The organism is Pseudomonas sp. (genome assembly GCF_036387035.1).
Classification (GTDB): Bacteria; Pseudomonadota; Gammaproteobacteria; order Pseudomonadales; family Pseudomonadaceae; genus Aquipseudomonas.
Window position 1 is genome coordinate 1 of record NZ_DASVUM010000197.1, and the last position, 17,970, is coordinate 17,970.

16 protein-coding genes are annotated in these 17,970 nt (G+C 62.1%); 6 read left to right on the plus strand and 10 right to left on the minus strand.

All coding sequences use genetic code 11. The features are described 5' to 3' along the window. Positions 1 to 99 (minus strand): creatininase family protein (locus VF672_RS18720; protein WP_331106058.1); only part of this gene is annotated, 99 nt, incomplete at its 3' end. A 91-nt stretch (positions 100 to 190) separates the two neighbouring features. After that, complete coding sequence (locus VF672_RS18725; RefSeq protein WP_331106044.1) at positions 191 to 808, minus strand: GAF domain-containing protein; 618 nt, start codon at positions 806 to 808, stop codon at positions 191 to 193. A 316-nt stretch (positions 809 to 1,124) separates the two neighbouring features. On the opposite strand from VF672_RS18725, the gene VF672_RS18730 reads away from it, so the two are divergent. After that, positions 1,125 to 2,462, plus strand: coding sequence for a sorbosone dehydrogenase family protein (locus VF672_RS18730; protein WP_331106045.1), 1,338 nt, complete (start codon positions 1,125 to 1,127; stop codon positions 2,460 to 2,462). Positions 2,463 to 2,545: 83 nt separating this feature from the next. Here the strand turns inward: VF672_RS18730 and VF672_RS18735 are convergent, their stop codons facing one another. Further along, a complete protein-coding gene (locus VF672_RS18735; RefSeq protein ID WP_331106046.1) occupies positions 2,546 to 3,580 on the minus strand; it encodes a LacI family DNA-binding transcriptional regulator in 1,035 nt (344 codons plus the stop codon). A 150-nt stretch (positions 3,581 to 3,730) separates the two neighbouring features. Continuing rightward, positions 3,731 to 4,627 (minus strand): DMT family transporter, encoded by an 897-nt coding sequence (locus VF672_RS18740; protein WP_331106047.1) that lies wholly within the window; start codon positions 4,625 to 4,627, stop codon positions 3,731 to 3,733. A 156-nt stretch (positions 4,628 to 4,783) separates the two neighbouring features. Here VF672_RS18740 and VF672_RS18745 point away from each other — a divergent pair, with 156 nt between their 5' ends. Beyond that, positions 4,784 to 6,118: a PLP-dependent aminotransferase family protein gene (locus VF672_RS18745; protein ID WP_331106048.1), complete on the plus strand. Its 1,335-nt coding sequence runs from the start codon at positions 4,784 to 4,786 to the stop codon at positions 6,116 to 6,118. A 176-nt stretch (positions 6,119 to 6,294) separates the two neighbouring features. Next, a complete protein-coding gene (locus VF672_RS18750; RefSeq protein ID WP_331106049.1) occupies positions 6,295 to 6,984 on the plus strand; it encodes an ATPase in 690 nt (229 codons plus the stop codon). A 71-nt stretch (positions 6,985 to 7,055) separates the two neighbouring features. Here VF672_RS18750 and VF672_RS18755 read toward each other — a convergent pair whose 3' ends face one another. From VF672_RS18755 to VF672_RS18765, 3 genes are all read right to left on the minus strand, one after another. Next, a complete protein-coding gene (locus VF672_RS18755; RefSeq protein ID WP_331106050.1) occupies positions 7,056 to 9,479 on the minus strand; it encodes a glucose/quinate/shikimate family membrane-bound PQQ-dependent dehydrogenase in 2,424 nt (807 codons plus the stop codon). A 215-nt stretch (positions 9,480 to 9,694) separates the two neighbouring features. After that, complete coding sequence (locus tag VF672_RS18760; protein ID WP_331106051.1) at positions 9,695 to 10,117, minus strand: NUDIX hydrolase; 423 nt, start codon at positions 10,115 to 10,117, stop codon at positions 9,695 to 9,697. A gap of 816 nt (positions 10,118 to 10,933) precedes the next feature. Beyond that, on the minus strand, positions 10,934 to 11,683 hold the full coding sequence (locus VF672_RS18765; protein ID WP_331106052.1) for an SDR family NAD(P)-dependent oxidoreductase: 750 nt from the start codon (positions 11,681 to 11,683) through the stop codon (positions 10,934 to 10,936). 152 nt (positions 11,684 to 11,835) lie between these two features. On the opposite strand from VF672_RS18765, the gene VF672_RS18770 reads away from it, so the two are divergent. Beyond that, the gene (locus VF672_RS18770) at positions 11,836 to 12,753 is read left to right on the plus strand and encodes a LysR family transcriptional regulator (protein WP_331106053.1); all 918 of its coding nucleotides are present in this window, start codon (positions 11,836 to 11,838) and stop codon (positions 12,751 to 12,753) included. 24 nt (positions 12,754 to 12,777) lie between these two features. Then, entirely contained in the window at positions 12,778 to 13,173 is a 396-nt protein-coding gene (locus VF672_RS18775) for an ester cyclase (RefSeq protein ID WP_331106054.1), read from the plus strand. 59 nt (positions 13,174 to 13,232) lie between these two features. Here VF672_RS18775 and VF672_RS18780 read toward each other — a convergent pair whose 3' ends face one another. From VF672_RS18780 to VF672_RS18790, 3 genes are read right to left on the minus strand one after another with little or no spacing between them, the layout of a single operon-like run. Further along, on the minus strand, positions 13,233 to 14,450 hold the full coding sequence (locus tag VF672_RS18780) for a c-type cytochrome (RefSeq protein ID WP_414705631.1): 1,218 nt from the start codon (positions 14,448 to 14,450) through the stop codon (positions 13,233 to 13,235). A gap of 10 nt (positions 14,451 to 14,460) precedes the next feature. Continuing rightward, positions 14,461 to 16,653 carry a xanthine dehydrogenase family protein molybdopterin-binding subunit gene (locus VF672_RS18785; RefSeq protein ID WP_331106055.1) on the minus strand — a complete coding sequence of 731 codons (2,193 nt, stop codon included), beginning with the start codon at positions 16,651 to 16,653 and terminating at the stop codon, positions 14,461 to 14,463. 11 nt (positions 16,654 to 16,664) lie between these two features. Beyond that, positions 16,665 to 17,117 (minus strand): (2Fe-2S)-binding protein, encoded by a 453-nt coding sequence (locus VF672_RS18790; protein WP_331106056.1) that lies wholly within the window; start codon positions 17,115 to 17,117, stop codon positions 16,665 to 16,667. 526 nt (positions 17,118 to 17,643) lie between these two features. Here VF672_RS18790 and VF672_RS18795 point away from each other — a divergent pair. After that, positions 17,644 to 17,916 carry a DUF2790 domain-containing protein gene (locus VF672_RS18795; protein WP_331106057.1) on the plus strand — a complete coding sequence of 91 codons (273 nt, stop codon included), beginning with the start codon at positions 17,644 to 17,646 and terminating at the stop codon, positions 17,914 to 17,916. The last annotated feature ends 54 nt before the right edge of the window (positions 17,917 to 17,970 follow it).

Genomic DNA, 17,970 nt, shown 5'->3' on the forward strand with positions numbered 1-17,970 from the left:
GGGGCCATGCTGTTCGTTGGAGCCAATCGGCACAACGATGGTGCGGCTGCGCTTGAGGAACTGTTCGATTTCGATCCATGTGCAATGGTGCAGAAGCATGTCCGGTCCTCTCTTCAGGAAGATGGTTAACAGCGAATAAGCAGTGCGCGCGCGTCATAGGCTGCGCGCGCCGGGGCCCTGCAGTGTGCGCTCAGGCGGTTTTGGTGGCCAGCAGGTCAGCGCTCATGCGTATCGCACTCAACGGCGTGCGCAGGTCGTGGCCCAGCACCGCCATGAACTGTTCGCGCAGGCGGCCGTTTTCGTTGGCATCGGTCAATTCGGCGCGGGCAGTGTCCAGGTGGCTTTGGGCGTCCAGGCTCAAGGCGATCAGCTGCGCGAAGAAGGTCAACGTCTTGACGATGGCGGGATCAGTCAGATCGGCCGGCACCGAATCGATCGCACACAGCGTGCCGAAGAAGCGGTCGTCGGCCAGAACGATGGGGATCGAGATGTAGCTTTCCAGCCCGTAGGTGAGGGGGGTGTGATGGCTGGCAAAGTGCGGATCGGCGCTGGCGTGGCCGAAGACCACGGGCTGGTGATGCTGGCGGATCTCGTGGCAGATGGTCGTTTCCAGCACCAGTTCACCGCCCGGCTTGAGGCCGAAGTTGATCGAGTCATCGACGGCGCACGCCACCCAGTGGCTTTCCGTGACCCGGGCGATGGCGGCAAAGCGCATGCCGGTCATGTGCTTGACCATGCTCAGAATGACAGGCACGGCCGGGATCGCATGGATCGCCTCAACATCCACAGCAAACTCTGGGCGGGTCATCGGATCTGGCTCTGGGTGACGGGAGGGCAGCGTATCGCGAAAAACCCCATAGCATGGCTAACCCCGGCGACCAGCAGGGGCGCGCCGTCGCTGATTATTGAACCGAGACGGTCGCGCCGTGGTCGTTTTATCAATGCCTGAACGGCAAATGTCATTTGCGTCCCATGCGCTGTTTGTTATCGGTCGACACGGCGATACTGGCCAGCCTGTGTGTTTCCGGGCGGTTTGTTCTGCACGCTTTACGGCTCGACGCTTTTGCTTCCCAAAGCTTCTTTCTAACAATATGGCCCACGGATGGCCGTCGCGAGGTTGAACGATGATTGCAATGCACCGATTTGCACTGCTGATGACCGCTGCTGCAATGCTCAGCGCCTGCGGTGAAACCGCCAAGCTGCCGTTCCAGGCCGGCGTAGGTCCGCAGCCTCAACTGCCCGAGCCCAACAGTTCGCTGATCCCGACGGTCAAGGTCTCCAAAGCCGTGGGCTGGAGTGGCGCCAACACGCCCAAGGCGGCCGAGGGCTTCAAGGTCAGTGCGCTGGCGGAGAACCTCGATCACCCGCGTTGGCTCTACAGCCTGCCCAACGGCGACATCCTGGTTGCCGAAAGCAACAAGCCGCCAAAGCCTGAAGGGGCGAAGGACGGCGGCCCGGGAGTAATGGCGTGGATCAAGCGCACCGCCACCGGGATCGTCATGAGCCGGGTCGGTGCCGAAGCCGAAAGCGCCAACCGCATCAGCATCCTGCGCGATGCCGACGGCGATGGCCGCGCGGAAATGAAGAAGGTATTCATCAGCGGCCTGACGTCGCCGTTCGGCATGGTGCTGGTAGGCAATGAGCTGTTCATCGCCAACGCCGACGCCGTGGTCAAAGTCCCCTACAACGACGGGCAAACCGAAAGCACCGCCAAGCCGGTGAAAGTGACCGACCTGCCGGCGGGCATCAACCATCACTGGACCAAGAACATCATCGCCAACCGCGAAGGCACCAAGCTGTACGTGACCGTCGGCTCGAACAGCAACGTGGCCGAGAACGGGCTGGAAGCCGAAGAGGGCCGTGCGGCGGTGTGGGAAGTCGATGTCAAGACCGGGCAGAAACGTCTGTTCGCCAGCGGCCTGCGCAACCCCAACGGGCTGGCGTGGAAGCCGGGCAGCAACGAGCTGTGGACGGTGGTCAACGAGCGTGACGAAATCGGCAGCGACCTCGTGCCCGATTACCTGACCTCGGTGAAAGATGGAGCGTTCTATGGCTGGCCGTGGAGTTACTACGGCAACCACGTCGACAGCCGTTTGCAGCCGCCGCGTCCGGACATGGTCGCCAAGGCCATCGCGCCGGATTACGCGCTGGGCACCCACGTTGCGCCTCTGGGCCTGACCTGGTCGGACCCGCGCGGCATGCCGGCCAATTTCGCTGACGGCGTGTTTGTCGGCGAGCATGGCTCGTGGAACCGCAACCCGCAGGCGGGCTATAAAGTGGTGTTCGTGGGCTTCAAGGACGGTCGTCCTGCCGGCATGCCGGTAGATTTTCTGACTGGCTTCCTCAACGCGGACGGCGACGCCCAGGGCCGTCCGGTCGGTGTGATCCTGGACAAGCAGGGCGCGCTGTTGGTCGCGGACGATGTGGGTAACAAAGTCTGGCGCGTCAGTCAGGCCAAGTGATACCTCGGTAAGAAACCCAGGATGCCGGTGATGATCACCGGCATCTTGCGTTCAGCCGCGAGCGCCTGGGCAATCAGGCGCTGTCACGTGCTTTCACGCGACAGAATCCGATACGCCGTCTCGACCTTCTGCACACACTTGGGCTGACCTTCGCGTCGGTCTTTCGCGGCAGCCACCAGCAACTCACCCGCCCGCCGGCCTATCTCGTAAGGGTCCACGGCGATGGTGGTGATGGTCGGCGTGCAATAACGGGACACCTCAAAATCCCCGAAACCCGCCACGGCTATGTCGTCCGGCACTTTCAGCCCGCGACGGTGGCATTCCATGATTGCGCCGAAGGCGGACAGATCACTCACGCACATCACCGCGTCGGTGTCCGGCCACTGCTGCAACAGCAGGCCCATTGATTCGCCGCCATGGCTCATGGTGATCGGCGACTCGCCGTGCTCGATCAGCCGCGGCAGCAGATCCAGCGCTTCGAGCGCCTGTAGATAGCCGCGCTGGCGCTGCCGGCCGCGATCATCCAGCACCGACGCGCCGCCGATAAACGCAATGCGCCGGTAGCCCTTGTCGTGCAAATGGCGAACCATGCTTGCGGCGGCCTCGGCGTTGGAAAACCCGACCGATTGCTCGATCGGATCATCAGGTACTTCCCAGGTTTCCACGACCGGGACCTGGGACTGCAACAGCATCTGCCGTGTGCTCTCCAGGTGGGAGCTGCCGGTGAGCATGATGCCCAGCGGCCGGTGCCGCAGCAGCGTGCGCACCAGCAGGGCTTCTTCGTCGAGGTGATAGTCGGTGTCGCCGAGCAACAGGCACAAGCCGTGTTTACCGAGCACGTCGTTCAAGCCGCGAACGGTATCGGCGAAGTTGGAACTGACCAGCGAAGGCACCAGTGCAACGACGAATTCGGAACGACCGCTGGACAGCGCGCCGGCCGAGGCGTCCGGCACATAACCGAGGCTGTCGATGGCGGCCTGCACGCGCCGGGTGGTTGGCGGGGAAACGTCGCGTCCGGCCAACACCCGCGACACGGTCATCTTCGACACCCCCGCCAGCCTGGCGACATCGGCCATGCGCGGAACGGCAGCGGGCTTGTCTGAATCCTTCACACTCATAACGTTGGCTGACTTCCTGCTAATCCGGGTAGAGCGCGGGGTGGAGCGTGTTGGACGCGCTCTGATGGGGCGCAATATACAGGGTCGGCCAGGCGGGCGCAGTGGTCGGTGATCCGGGCCGTGGCGGCCATGGCGTAAGTCGGCGTGCCGCTAGCGTGAAAATCGGCGCGCCCCGGCGACGCACAGGATGACGCCGACGGTCACGACCAGCATGCCGCTGCTGACGTGTTCATGCAGCAGGGTCGCGGCGAGGGCCAAGCCGAAAAAAGGCTGCAGCAGTTGCAGCTGTCCCACCGCAGCGATCCCGCCCTGGGCCAGACCGCGGTACCAGAACACGAAGCCGATCAGCATGCTGAACAGCGACACATAGCCCAGGCTTAGCCAGGCCTGCGGGCTAATGGACGACAGCGATGATGGCGCACCGAACACGGTCAGCATCAGCATGAACGGCAACGCCAGCACCAGCGCCCAGCAAATGACCTGCCAGCCGCCCAGGGTCCGGGACAGTGTGGCCCCTTCGGCGTAACCCAGACCGCAAACGATCATCGCCAGCAACATCATCAAATCGCCCGCCGGCGAAGCCGACAGGCCCTGAGCGCAGGCGAACCCCACCACCAGCGCACTGCCCAGCAACGAGAATAGCCAGAACACCGGTCGTGGCCGCTCACCGCCGCGCAGCACGGCGAATACAGCGGTCGCCAACGGCAACAGGCCGACAAAGACAATGGAGTGCGCCGAGGTGACGTACTGCAAGGCCAGCGCCGTGAGCAACGGGAACCCGACCACCACGCCCCCTGCGACGATCAGCAGCGGAAACAATTGAGTGCGTTGCGGGCGCTTTTCTCGCAACACGAGCAGCAGGCAGAGGGCGACCGTACCGGCAATGGACGCTCTGGCGACGGTCAGAAACAGCGGGGTGAACTCCAGCACGGCAATGCGCGTGGCCGGCAATGAGCCACTGAAGATGATCACGCCGATCAGCCCGTTCAGCCATCCGGCATGGGAGGGCTTTGCTTTCAGGGGCTGGGTCTTTGAAGTCACTTCCATGGGAGTCGTACTCGTGAGGGCCAGGCGTGAGGCTGCTGTCGGGGCTGTCGGTTTGCGATGGATTTGCGATGGGTTTGCAACAGGATCACGGCTTGCCGCAGAAGCAGCCTAAAGGTCAGAATCAGCACAATCAAAAAATTGTCATGGATACAGCCGATGCCGCGTTCCCGGTACAAAAGCGTCGTTGATCGATTCGCCGCGCAGATTGCCAGCGGTGAGTTAGCGCCCGGCACCCGGCTGCCGACCCATCGTCAACTGGCAGCCGCCGAAGGCCTGGCGCTGGTCACGGCGTCCCGGGTCTACGCCGAACTGGACGCCATGGGCCTGGTCAGCGGCGAGACCGGGCGCGGCACCTTCGTCCGGGAAATCGCGCTGCCGCTCAGCCACGGTGTTCACCAACAGACCAGTGTGCCCGGTGTGCTGGACCTTAATTTCAATTACCCGACACTGCCGGGCCAGACCGAGTTGCTGCGTAGCGGCCTTCGTCAGTTGGCATTGTCCGGGGATCTGGAGGCTTTGCTGCGCTACCAGCCCCATGCCGGCAGGAATCATGAGCGCGCATGCATTGCCCGACACCTTGGCGCCCGGGGATTGACCGTCCAGGCCGAAGAGGTAGCGATCGTCAGTGGCGCGCAGCATGGCCTGGCGGTCACGGTGATGGCGTTGCTCAAGCCGGGCGATGTCGTGGTGGTGGATGCGCTCACGTATTCGGGCTTCAAGGTGCTGGCCGACGCGCACCGACTGGAGCGGGTCGCGATTCCCTTTACCGGCGAAGGCCCTGATCTCAATGCCCTTGAACGGCTGTGTCAGCAGCGGCGGATCAAGGCGGTCTACACGATGCCGACCCTGCACAACCCCATGGGCTGGGTCATGGATCTGGCGTGGCGCGAGCATCTGGTGCGCATCGCCCGGCAGTACGGGTTGTTGCTGATCGAAGACGCGGCTTATGCCTTTCTGGCCGACGAGCCGCCCCCGCCCTTGAAAGCCCTGGCGCCGGAACTGACCGTCTACGTCTCGGGGTTTTCGAAAAACATCGCCACCGGGCTGCGCGTGGGGTATGTCGTCGCGCCGCTGAAAGGAATGGCTGCCATCGAACAAGCGATCCGGGCGACGGTCTGGAACACGCCGGGGGTGATGACATCACTGGTCTGCGGCTGGATCGAGGACGGCACCGTCGCCCGCCTTGAGGCCGAGAAACGCCACGACGCGTGTTTCCGACAGACGCTCGCCCGGGAGCTGCTAAACGGTTTGAACGTCATCAGTCACCCGGCGTCCTACTTTATGTGGGTGCAGCTGCCGGAGGACGCCAGGGCTGATCAGGTGGTCATGGAGCTGCTGACGAAAAAGGTTGCGGTATCCACAGCCGAGCCCTTCGCCACTTCGGGCATTGTCCCCCACGGGATACGCCTGGCGCTCGGCTCTGTCGGTCTTGATGATTTGCGCGTTGCGTTGCAAGCCGTCCGTCACGCGGTCGGCCGCTACCTGTATTAAACCGGGCGAACGGAAAGAGCGGCAGCGGGCTTTGTTGAAGCATGGGTAACAGTGTTTCTCACGGCATCTACCATTCTTGAAATCGATAGTGACCATCACGGTTGGCACGTTCTCTTTTTTTCTGAAAAGAGGAGGATGTCCCCCATACCGAACTTGCTTTAGAAGGACACCACGCGATGAAGATCTCAACCCTGCTGACCCTTGTCGCCGTGCTGTCCAGCGGTTTCGTCGCGTCGGGTTCTGCTGTTGCAGCGGGCAGCGTTTCTGCGGCGGATGCCGAGGCGTGTCATCTGCTGCCGGTGGTTGAGAGCCGTGTGGCGCTCCAGTCTTCTCAAAGCGTTGGCGTGCTCTACAGCGAGAACACCATCAGTACCCTCGAATACCTTGAGCGTTATCACGCAGTCGCGGTCAAGGGCGTCAAGAACGGCGCGCTGGACTCACGCATCCGCGACGCGTTCGTCAGCAGCTCCGATCCAAAGCTGGCGATGGACTGGCTGAAAGGGTCGTTGCAGAAGCAGTTCGCCTCGGTGACCGTTTACGACAACCTCGACGCGCTGATGCAGGCCCGGCCTGATGTGGTGGTGATGCTCGACACCTACAGCCGCCTGGTGTCCCAGCGTAACTCGCAGGTAGAAGCGCGGTTCATTGCCAAATTCTACGATTCGAACCTGCAGTACATCGGCAAGGCCGAAGGCCTGGGTGCCAAAGAGCTGACTTCAGTCTGGGTCAAGGGCAAGGCCGCCCCGGAGATCGCCGCGCAGATCAATCAGCAACGCGACCTGCAGGTCAATGCCCTGAAGCAGTTCGATGCGTCTCTCAAAGCGCTGGTGACCACCGGCACGTCGGCGGAAATGGCGAGTAACTGATCTTCGTACACACCGATCCAACAAAAAACCGCTGCGCCCTTACAGGCGTCAGCGGTTTTTTTATGCGGCGGTTACTGGCCGTCGGGCAATGCGTAGGCGATGACGTAGTCGCCCCGATCTTTAGACTGGCGCGCGCCGCCGGCGGTAATGACGATGTATTGCTTGCCGGTCTTCGGCGACACATAGGTCATCGGACCGCCTTGACTGCCGACGGGCAAACGGGCTTTCCAGGCCTCTTTACCGTCGGCGCTGTTGAATGCGCGCAGGTAGTAATCCTGCGTGCCGGCGATGAACACCAACCCGCCCTGGGTCGACAGCGTCCCGCCCAGGGTTGGCATGCCGATCGGCAACGGCAGGTGCATTTTGATGCCCAGGGGGCCGGTGTCCTGAACGGTGCCGACCGGCACTTGCCATGCAATCTTGCGGGTCTTCATGTCGATGGCCGTCAGCGTGCCGAACGGCGGCGCCTGGCAGGGAATGCCCGCGACCGACAGGAAGCGGTTTTTGTTCACCGCGTAAGGCGTGCCTTTCAGTGGCACAGCGCCCATGCCCGTGTTCAACGCTTCACCGCCGGATGCCGCGATGGCGTCTTTGAGCTGCGGCACCATCTGAATCCACAGACCCAGGCGCATGTCATTGACGAAAATGAACCCGTGGACCGGATCGGTGGACAGGCTGCCCCAGTTCATCCCGCCCAGCGAGCCCGGAAAACTCAACGACACATCGGTGCCCGGCGCGGTGAACAGGCCGTCGTAGCGCATCTTCTTGAACGAGATCCGGCACAGCAACTGGTCGAAGGGCGTGGCGCCCCACATGTCCGATTCAGTCAGCGTTTGCGCGCCGATCTGCGGCATGCCCACCGACTTCGGCTGAGTCGGCGAGTACGGCTCGTTGGGGATGTTCGCCGCCTTGACCGGGACTTCCTTGACCTCCGTCAACGGCTCGCCCGTGTGGCGATCAAGGACGAAAATCTGTCCGGCCTTGGTCCCGATGACCAGCGCCGGCACTGTGCTGCCATCAGGCTTGGCGAAGTCGATCAGGCTCGGCTGCATCGGCAGGTCGAAATCCCAAAGGTCGTTATGGACCGTCTGATAGACCCATTTCTGCACGCCGGTGGTGGCGTTCAATGCCAGTACCGAGGCGCCATAGGTATGGTCGAGCTCGGTGCGTTTGACGCCATAAATGTCGGTGGACGCACTGCCCATCGGCAGGAACAGCGTGTTCATCGCCGGGTCGTAGGACATCGGCGCCCAGCTGTTCGGCGTGCTGCGCACATAGGTCTTGTCAGCGGACGGCGCCTGTCTGTCTTCGGGATTGCCCGGATCGAACGCCCAGCGCATCTGCCCGCTGATCACGTCAAAGCCACGGATCACGCCACCCGGCATGTCGGCCTGGACGTTGTCGGCCACGCGACCGCCCACCACCACGGTGGTCCCGGCCATCAGCGGGGCCGATGACAGCTGATAGTAGGAATCGGGCACGTTGCCCAGCCCGGCTTTGAGATCGACCTGTCCGTTGTTGCCAAAGCCCTGGCAGAACTCGCCGGTGTCAGCGTCCACGGCAATCAGCCGCGCGTCGATGGTGTTGGTCAGCAGACGCCGCTGGCAGTTGGCACCGGCAGGCACCGCGACCGGTGTCGCAGGCGTGCTGCCGTCATTCGGTTGCGCGACCGCGGCGCTGGCGTCGAAGTAGGCTAGCCCACGGCAGCGCTGCCACACGGCAGACTGCGCGTTGATCTCGTTTTTCCACAGCTGCTTGCCGGTGTCGGCGTCCAGCGCAATGACGTTGTTGTGCGGCGTGCAGATAAACACCTTGTCGCCGACCTGCAGCGGGGTCATCTGGTCTTCGGCGCCGTTGCCGTCACTGACCGCGACGTCACCGGTGTGGTAAGTCCAGGCCGGTACCAGTTGGCTGACGTTGTCACGGTTGATCTGGTCCAGCGCAGCGAATCGGCTGCCGCCCTCATCGTTGCCGTAATGCGCCCAGTCTTTCTGGGCCTGGGCAGGGTCGACCTTGGTCATCGCCGGGCCATCGCCGGTCGGCGACACCGAGGCATGGGGCTGAAACATGCCCCAGAATCCGGCCACCATGGCAATCACCAGCACGCCGGCCACGACGTAGCCGCCGCGACCCGCTGGACGCCCGTTGGCCTTGCGCAGGGAAGGGTAGACGAGGGCGACCAGCACACTCAGTACGCCCAGCGCAAACAGCCGGGAAACCAAGGGCCAGAAGACCATCCCTGCGTCCACCAGCGCCCAGACCAGCGTCAGCAGCATCACCGCTGCGAACAGCCACACGCCTGACAGGCGCTGCCGGAACAGGAGGAGGGCGGAGACAATCAAGCCCAGCCCGGCCAGCAGGAAGTAGAAGCTGCCGCCCAGTGTGACGAGGTAACCGCCGCCCGCGGCGAAGAGTAATCCGAAAACCAGCACGCCCAGCGCGACGACCCAAATGGGCCAGCGGCTGACGGCTGCCGAAGGTTGTGAGTGATTCATGAGGCATTCCTGCTGACGCGATGTGAGGGTGAAGGCGACTGATCAACTAAGGGAGGCGCGTGATAATTGCTGCCGAATGAGGCTCGTGCGGCGTCGTGCATCCTTAATTAACCGGTTGGTTAACGTGGTGACGATAGCAAAAAAACCAGCGTCCTGCGTCAATTTGTCTCGAACTGGGTGCGCTTCGCCGAGCATTTCCAGCTGGTTCCGTCCTGTCACCGCCTAGCGAGGAACTCGCGCAAACGGTGTTGCAGACGGTCTACCGCGTTGTCCATGGCGAGAAACGCTTCGACCGTCATCACCTGCCAGCGCTGGCCTTCGTCGCCAAACACCACCTGATCGAATAATCCTTCGGGCACTTGAGCGACGAAAAACCAGGTGTCGAGACCGCCATGGCCTTGACCCGGATAGACCCGCTTGTAAACGAACCAGGCAGGGTCGAGGACGATGCCAAACTCTTCCAGCGTTTCCCGCTCGGCGCATTCCTCCGGCGTCTCTTCGCCCTCGCGCCCGCCACCGGGCAGGTCCCACAAATTCGGCCAAGGGATGTCCGGCTTGTCATCGCGCTGATAGGTGAGCAGCGTGCCGTTGCACAGAAGGGCGACCTTCGCGCCGGAGAAAGGAGGGTGCGTGGACATGAGTGCGCCTCGATAAAGTCAGTGCCGAATAACCTAGCACTTCCCGGCTAAAGCCAGTCCCACTAAAAGCATCGCGTCGATCCAGCCCGGTCTACTCCATTTAAACTGGCACGCCGCAACCATCCCTGTGGGACCGGCTTCAGCCGGGAAGGCGTAGGTGGTCACACCGCAAGATTCATGGTGTTCACACCGACCTCTTCCCGGCTGAAGCCGGTCCCACTAACAGCATCGCGTCCATCACTAGGACTAACAGTTGCCCAATTGAACTGACCCACCGCAGCCCATCTTGTAGGACCGGCTTCAGCCGGGAAGGCGTCAGTTGTCACACCGCAAGATTCATGGTGTTCACACCGACCTCTTCCCGGCTGAAGCCAGTCCTACTAAAAGCGTTGCGTGCATTCAGCAGGACTCACATTTGCCCGAATTGAACTGACCCACCGCAGCCCACCTTGTGGGACCGGCTTTAGCCGGGAAGGCGTCAGTTGTCACACCGCAAGATTCATGGTGTTCACACCGACCTCTTCCCGGCTAAAGCCGGTCCCACTAACAGCATCGCGTCGATCCGGTGGGACTAACTGTTGCCCGAATTGAACTGACCCACCGCAGCCAACCCAATGGGACTAATGTTGCCCAATTGAACTGACCCACCGCAGCCCACCTTGTGGGACCGGCATTAGCCGGGAAGGCGTCAGTTGTCACACCGCAAGATTCATGGTGTTCACACCGACCTCTTCCCGGCTGAAGCCAGTCCCACTAAAAGCATCGCGTCCATCCAGCAGAACCAACAGGCTTCCACTGAATGACGTCATCGCGTCGTCAGATCTGGGCAATCCCGCCATCCACGAACAGCTCGATACCGTTGATAAATGTGCTGTCATCGGAACCCAGAAACACGGCGACTTTGGCGATTTCTTCTGGCTCGCCGAGGCGTTTGATGGGCACCAGCGAGGCGAGGTGGTCGAGCAGGCCCTGGGTCTGTTCGGCCGGGACCAGGTCACCGAGGCCCGCCGTGCGCACAGGGCCGGGGCTGATGACGTTGACGCGGATGTTGCGCGGTTGCAGGTCCAGCAGCCACGACCGGGCGAAGTTGCGAACGGCCGCTTTGCTGGCGCTGTACACACTGAAATTCGCGGTGCCCTGTACCGACGTGGTCGAGCCGGTAAGGATGATCGAACTGCCGTCCTTGAGCAGCGGCAGGGCTTTCTGCACCGTGAACAGCGTGCCCCTGACGTTGATCCCGAAGATGCGATCGAAGTGCTCTTCGGTGATCGCGTCCAACGGCATCATGTCGCCGCCGCCGGCATTGGCGAAGAGAATGTCGAGGTGCCCGGCCTGGCTTTTGATCTGCGCGTAGATTCGGTCCAGGTCCTCGGCTTTGGCGATATCGCCCTGAATGCCAGTCGCCGCGCTGCCGATGGCAGCCACCGCCGCGTCCAGTTCTGCCTGGCGGCGACCGGTGATGAATACGCTGGCGCCTTGAGCCGCGAATGCTTTGGCGGAAGCCAGGCCAATGCCGCTGGTGGCGCCGGTGATCAGTGCGATTTTGCCTGCTAATTTGTCAGCCATTTCCTGTGCTCCGGTTCAGTAAGTGGGCCCGTTTGGGCCGGTGAAGCCACTGTAGGCGCACGGCATTTGATGAAAAATAGCGATTTACCACCTACATTGTGCATGTTCGTGCACAAAGCTCGGCGTGGTCGTACCTGCATCGGAGAGTCACCTTGGATCAATTGCTTGCCATCCGCTCGTTCGCCCGTGTCGTTGAAGCGGGCTCGTTTACCAAAGCGGCGGATTCTCTGGTCATGCCCACTACCACCGTCAGCAAGCTGGTCCGGGAGCTGGAGGCGTACCTGAACGTCCAGTTGCTGCAGCGCACCACACGCACGGTTGCTGTCACGGCCGAAGGCGCGGCGTACTACGAGCAAACGGCCCGGTTGCTCCGGGATCTGGAAGAAGTCGACGGCAGTTTTCGTGCGGCTCAGCTCAGCCCGCGTGGCCGTTTGAAGGTCGACATCGGCTCCTCGGTCGCCACCGAATTGATCATCCCGGCGCTCCCGCTGTTCTACGCCCGCTACCCCGATATCAAGATCGAAGTCAGCGTCACGGACCGGCCCATTGACCTGATCACCGATAACGTCGATTGCAGCATTCGAGGCGGCGAGCTGGGTGATATCTCGCTGGCCGCACGCTCCCTGGGTCACGCACGCTGGAGCACCTGCGCGTCGCCGACGTACCTGCAGCGCTTTGGCATACCCACTCACCCTCGCCAGCTGATGGACGAGTTTCCCGTCGTCAATTACCTGTCCGCGCGCACCGGGCGCATCCTCCCGGCGCGGTTCAGCAAGGGTGACGACCGGCTGGAAATCTCCGGCGGCGGGATATTCGACGTCAACGAAAGCAATGCGCACATGGCGGCTGGCCTGGCAGGGCTCGGCATCATCCACACGTTCCATTTCATTGTCGCCGAACACTTGCGCACGGGGGCGCTGGTGCCTGTGCTCGAAGACTGGCGACCGGCCGGCTACCCTCTGAATGTGGTGTACGCCCCCAACCGCTACCTTAACCATCGCGTCAGGGTGTTCATCGATTGGCTGGTAGAGCTGTTCGAGCAGATGAAGATCACGGCGGCGTTTGAATAGAACCCATACCACCCGGGAGACACCATGCACAGCCAGACGCTTAAAGACACCTACGCCGCTTACATCGCCTGTCTCAATCGCCAGGACTGGGAGGCTTTGGGGGATTTTGTGGGCGACGACGTGCGCTACAACGGGGAGCGCGTCGGTCTGGCGGGGTACCGGCAAATGCTTGAACGGGATTTTTGCGCCATTCCTGATCTGCACTTCGTCATCGCTCAACTGATCGCCGAGCCACCGCACATCGCCGCGCGGCTGACGTTCGATTGCACGCCGACGGGCGAGCTGTTCGAGGTGCCGGTGAACGGGAGGCGGGTGAAGTTTACGGAGAACGTGTTCTACACGTTTGAGGCGGGGCGCATCGTCGATGTAGCGTCGGTGATCGACAAGGCAGCGGTGGCGGCGCAGGTACTGAAGCCCTGAACCGCCGAAGGGTGTTGGAGCGCTGCTGATTCATCGGGAATCAGCAGCCTCCCGCCGCATCAGTGCAACGCGCCGGCGCGGTTTTTCGCCACGTCTTCTGCTTTGATCTCGCCGTTGCTCTGACCAAACCGTCGCAGCACGAAGGTGCTCACGGCGGCCAGTTCAGCATCGCTGTAGCTGCGGGCGAAGTCGGGCATGCGCTGGTCAACGCGTGCCGCCGTTGGCGTGTGACCTTCCAGCAGGGTCGCCATCAGGTTCCGGCCTTTCGGATCGTTGACGGTTTTCAGGCCAGCCAGCCCACCCGCCGGTGATTGCCGCCCGCTGCCGTCGAGCTGGTGGCAGGCCACGCAGGTGTCGTTGAACAGTTTTTGGCCAAGACCTTTTTGCAGCGCGCCGTCGTTGGCCGCCATGGATGGGCGAGCTATGCCTTCGCTGCGTGCTGGCGTGCTCTTGAGGTACACCGCGATGGCTTTCAGGTCGGCCGGCTCCAGGTAGCGCAGGCTGTGCTCGACCGCGTCTCCCATCGGCCCGCCCGCGCCGCCGAAACCGGCCGCGTAGCCCTTGGACAGGTAGCTGACGATGGCGTCTTCCGGCCATGCGCCGATGCCGTACGTGGCGTCGGAGCTGATGTTGTACGCCATCCAGTTGCCCAGCTCTGCGCCCGCCAGCGTGTTGCCGGAACTCATCGCCTGGAAGATGTTGCGCGGCGTGTGGCATTCGCCACAATGACCCGGGCCCTGCACCAGATACGCGCCACGATTCCATTCAGCAGATTGCTTGCTGTCCGGGACGAAGCGTTCGTTGCCGGCGAAAATCGCGTTCCAGAACATCATTCCCCAGCGCTGATTGAACGGGAACGAAATCTTGTTCTCCGGCGGCATCTGCTTCACCGGCTCGAGGCTGAACAGATACCCCTTGATCGCCAGGATGTCTTCGCGGGACATCAGCGTGTACGAGGTGTAAGGGAAGGCCGGGTAGTAATGCTTGCCGTCCTTGCCCACACCTTTCTGCAGAGCGTCGACAAACTCGTCGTCGGTCCAGTTACCGATGCCGGTCTCTTTGTCCGGGGTGATGTTGGGCGAATACAGGCTGCCGAATGGCAACTTGAATTCCAGCCCACCGGCGTACGGTTTGCCGCCCGGCACCACGTGGCAAGCCACGCAGTCAGCGGCGCGGGTCAGGTATTCGCCCTTGCTCATCGCCGGGGTGTCGCTTGCGTAAACGCTGCTGGCCAGGCAACCGGCCACGAGTCCGAGCGCAGTGTAGAAAACTTTCATGACGCGCTCCTCAAACAGTGAAATAGCCAAAACGGCTCAACGGCAAACGACGCTCGCGCACACCGGTCGCGGCGTACACAGCGTTGACCAGTGCGGCCGCAGCGGGCACTGCACCGGTCTCACCGACACCGCCAGGCGTTTCAACGCTGTCAACGATGTGCACCTCCACCGGTGGCGCGTCGCTCATGCGGATCTGCCGATACTCGTGGAAGTTGGTCTGCTGAACCTGGCCGTTCTCGACGAGGATTTCGTTGAACAGCGCGGCCGACAGTCCAAACAGCGTGCCGCCTTCCATCTGCGACGCCACGGACCTGGGGTTGTTGGCGAAGCCGCAGTCGATGACCGTGAGCAGCCGTTTGATGCGCAAGCCCTTGTCGCCTTGCTTCTCCAGCTCGACGATGGTCGCGACGAAACTGCCGAATACCGCGGTCACCGCCACGCCTCGACCGGAACCGGCCGGCAACGGCTTGTCCCACTCCACCAGTTGCGCGGCCTTGGTCAGCACTGCCTGGGCACGTGGTTGCGACTGCATCAGCGCCAGTCGGTACTTCACCGGGTCAGCCTTGGCGTTGTGCGCCAGTTCGTCGATGAAGCACTCGACGGCGTAGGTGCTGCGCAACGGTCCGACGCCACGCCACCACGAAACCGGGATCACCTCCGGGTCGTGACGGATGTAGCGCACCTGCAGATTGGGCAGGGTGTAAATCGGCTCCTTTGCCACCTCGACGGCATCGCCATCGACGCCGTCCGCCGGCAGTGCGCCGATGTAGGCCGCGACCACCGAGGCGCCGGCAATGCGATGCTCCCAGCCTACCGGACGCAGGTCCTTGTCCAGCGCCGCATTCAAGCGATCGACGTACTGCGGGCGATAACGGTCGTGGGTCATGTCTTCTTCGCGGCTCCAGATCAGCTTGATCGGGTAGCTCAACTGGCGCGCGATATCCACGGCCTGGAAGATGAAGTCGGACTCCAGACGACGGCCGAAACCACCGCCGATCAACTGGTTGTGGATCATTACCTTTTCCACCGGCATGCCGCAGACTTTGGCCGCGCCGGCTTGCGCCATGCCCGGCGCCTGGCAGCCGACCCAGAGCTCGCACGCGTCGGCGCGCACATGGGCGACGCAGGTCATCGGCTCCAGCGGTGAGTGGGACAGAAAGGGTTGTTCGTAGATGGCTTCAAAGCGGCTGGAGGCGCTTTTCAGCGCGCCTTCAATGTCACCGGATCGGTGCGCGAACACGCCGTCGCCGGCGCTGGCGTCGAACAGCGATTTGTCCAGTTGTGCCGAATTCAGGCCTGCATGCGGGCCCAGGTCCCAATCGATGTCCAGGGCTTTGAGCGCTTGCTGGCAGGACCAGAAATTGCTCGCCGTCACCGCCACCGCGTTGTCCAGGCGAACGACATCGCGCACGCCTGGCACCTTGCGCGCAGCGTCTTCATTCTTCAGGCCGCGCAGCTTGCCGCCCTGAACAGGGCAGGTGAGGGTCGAGGCGATCAGCATCCCCGGCACGTTCAGGTCGATGGTGAATTTCGCGGTGCCGTTGACTTTGCCAGGTGTGTCAAGGCGCTGCACCGGTTTGCCCAGCAACTTGAATTCGCTGACCGGCTTGAGCGCAATGTCGCTCGGCAGGGGCAGCGCCGCAGCGGCGTCCACCAGTTCGCCGTAACCGGCACTTTGACCGTTCGGACCGATCACCCGGCCATTCTCGGCATGGCATTGGCTCGGCGCGACTTTCCAGCGCATGGCCGCTGCCTGGATCAGCACGATGCGCGCACCGGCGCCGGCCTTGCGCAAAGGTTCCCAGCTGTAGCGGGTGGAGGTTGAACCGCCAGTGGCCTGAAAGCTCAGCAGCGGGTCGGTGTAGAGCGTCGCGTTGGGTGGCGCTTCGCTGATGGTGATCTGGCTCAGCGGCACTTCGAGCTCTTCGGCGACCATCATCGCGATGCCGGTCTGCACGCCCTGGCCCATCTCGATCTTCGGCGAAATCAGGGTGACGGCGCCGCTGTGGTCGATGCGCACGAATGCGCCGTAGCCTTGCTCGGCGTTGTCGCCCAGGCTGGCGCCCTTGACCGTATCGGCGGCGAAGCTGCGGGTGATCGTCGCCGGCAGGTAGGTGCCAATGACCAGCCCGCCCAGCAGGGCGCTACCTTTGAGCAGCCCGCGGCGCGAGAGCATCGCGGCAGGTGATTGTGATTCGGACATGATGACTTCCTTCAGGCCTGGCTGACGCTTTTGATGGCGGCGCGAATGCGGGTGTAAGTAGCGCAGCGGCAGAGGTTGCCCGACATGGCGTTGACGATCTGCTCGTCGTTGGCCTTGGGGTGTTCCTGCAACAGCGCGACGGCAGACATGATCTGCCCCGACTGGCAATAGCCGCACTGCACGACTTCATGCTCCAGCCAGGCTTTCTGCACCGCCTGACCCACAGGCTGCTCGCCGACCGCTTCGATGGTCGTGACCTTGCGGCCCGCCACCGCGCTGACCGGCAGTACGCAGGAGCGCACGGCCTGGCCGTCCAGGTGTACGGTGCACACGCCGCACTGGGCAATGCCGCAGCCGTACTTGGTGCCGGTCAGGCCCAGCACGTCACGCAGGGCCCACAACAATGGCATGTCGTCGGCGACATCCAGGTCGTGCTCCTGGCCGTTAATCATCAATTTCTGCATCGCAACCTCAGACGGTCATCACGGTTGACGCACGGCTTCACGAGCAGGCTCGTGAGGCGGCATCAAGGCTTCGGTTTGTTTTAAAAATAGCGCCGTGCCAGTGGCCAGCGCTTTATAGAGGTCTGCTCGGACATCGTGGGATCGGGACGAGTCAGCGGACGAATGGTAGTACGTTCATCATCGGAAATGTTTGGTAACGATGAAATATTTTATAAAGGCAGTTAACGGGCCTGTTAAAAGCTGCGTGACATTGCGACGCGCTCCAGGAAAGTGCAGGGCGGGTGAAGGCTGCACCGAGAGGGTGTGGGTCGACGACACTTCTTCAGCCTTCAATAACTGCTTATTAGCACAAACTGCAAAGATCCATTACCGGAAATGATCCAATCAACTTGGCCATCGATGTCGGTGATGGGCTTTATCGATTTTAAGTATTTATCATCTGCGCCGATGACGCACAGAATGGCCCCAGAAGCAAACGACAAGCGCTTTGCTCACTCACTACTTAATGAACTTCTGGAGAATCACCATGAAAGTATTAGCCTTCGCCGCCCTGTCCCTTGTCAGTGCATTTGCCGCAGCCAGCGAACTGCCAGCCACCCAACAACAGCCTCTGTCCCAGGTTGAACAGTACAACCGTCACAAAGGCATCGACGTTGCTAAAGTGGTCAGCATCAAAAACGCCCAAGACCCACAGAAAGTTGATGGTCCGGTGCAATCCACCATGGTTTATGTAGACCACGCTGGCGTGACCCACACCCTTGACTACACCATCATGGGCTACGGTCGTCAAAATGGTTGATCGCCAGTGCCCTGGCGGCTTCAACTACAAACGCTACAAAAGAAACGCTGCATT

Excerpts from the sequence above, each read along its gene's own strand:
- VF672_RS18725 (WP_331106044.1), bottom strand. The coding sequence starts at position 808 with ATGACCCGCCCAGAGTTTGCTGTGGATGTTGAGGCGATCCATGCGATC.
- VF672_RS18730 (WP_331106045.1), top strand. The coding sequence starts at position 1,125 with ATGATTGCAATGCACCGATTTGCACTGCTGATGACCGCTGCTGCAATG.
- VF672_RS18735 (WP_331106046.1), bottom strand. The coding sequence starts at position 3,580 with ATGAGTGTGAAGGATTCAGACAAGCCCGCTGCCGTTCCGCGCATGGCC.
- VF672_RS18740 (WP_331106047.1), bottom strand. The coding sequence starts at position 4,627 with ATGGAAGTGACTTCAAAGACCCAGCCCCTGAAAGCAAAGCCCTCCCAT.
- VF672_RS18745 (WP_331106048.1), top strand. The coding sequence starts at position 4,784 with ATGCCGCGTTCCCGGTACAAAAGCGTCGTTGATCGATTCGCCGCGCAG.
- VF672_RS18750 (WP_331106049.1), top strand. The coding sequence starts at position 6,295 with ATGAAGATCTCAACCCTGCTGACCCTTGTCGCCGTGCTGTCCAGCGGT.
- VF672_RS18755 (WP_331106050.1), bottom strand. The coding sequence starts at position 9,479 with ATGAATCACTCACAACCTTCGGCAGCCGTCAGCCGCTGGCCCATTTGG.
- VF672_RS18760 (WP_331106051.1), bottom strand. The coding sequence starts at position 10,117 with ATGTCCACGCACCCTCCTTTCTCCGGCGCGAAGGTCGCCCTTCTGTGC.
- VF672_RS18765 (WP_331106052.1), bottom strand. The coding sequence starts at position 11,683 with ATGGCTGACAAATTAGCAGGCAAAATCGCACTGATCACCGGCGCCACC.
- VF672_RS18775 (WP_331106054.1), top strand. The coding sequence starts at position 12,778 with ATGCACAGCCAGACGCTTAAAGACACCTACGCCGCTTACATCGCCTGT.
- VF672_RS18780 (WP_414705631.1), bottom strand. The coding sequence starts at position 14,450 with ATGAAAGTTTTCTACACTGCGCTCGGACTCGTGGCCGGTTGCCTGGCC.
- VF672_RS18785 (WP_331106055.1), bottom strand. The coding sequence starts at position 16,653 with ATGTCCGAATCACAATCACCTGCCGCGATGCTCTCGCGCCGCGGGCTG.
- VF672_RS18790 (WP_331106056.1), bottom strand. The coding sequence starts at position 17,117 with ATGCAGAAATTGATGATTAACGGCCAGGAGCACGACCTGGATGTCGCC.
- VF672_RS18795 (WP_331106057.1), top strand. The coding sequence starts at position 17,644 with ATGAAAGTATTAGCCTTCGCCGCCCTGTCCCTTGTCAGTGCATTTGCC.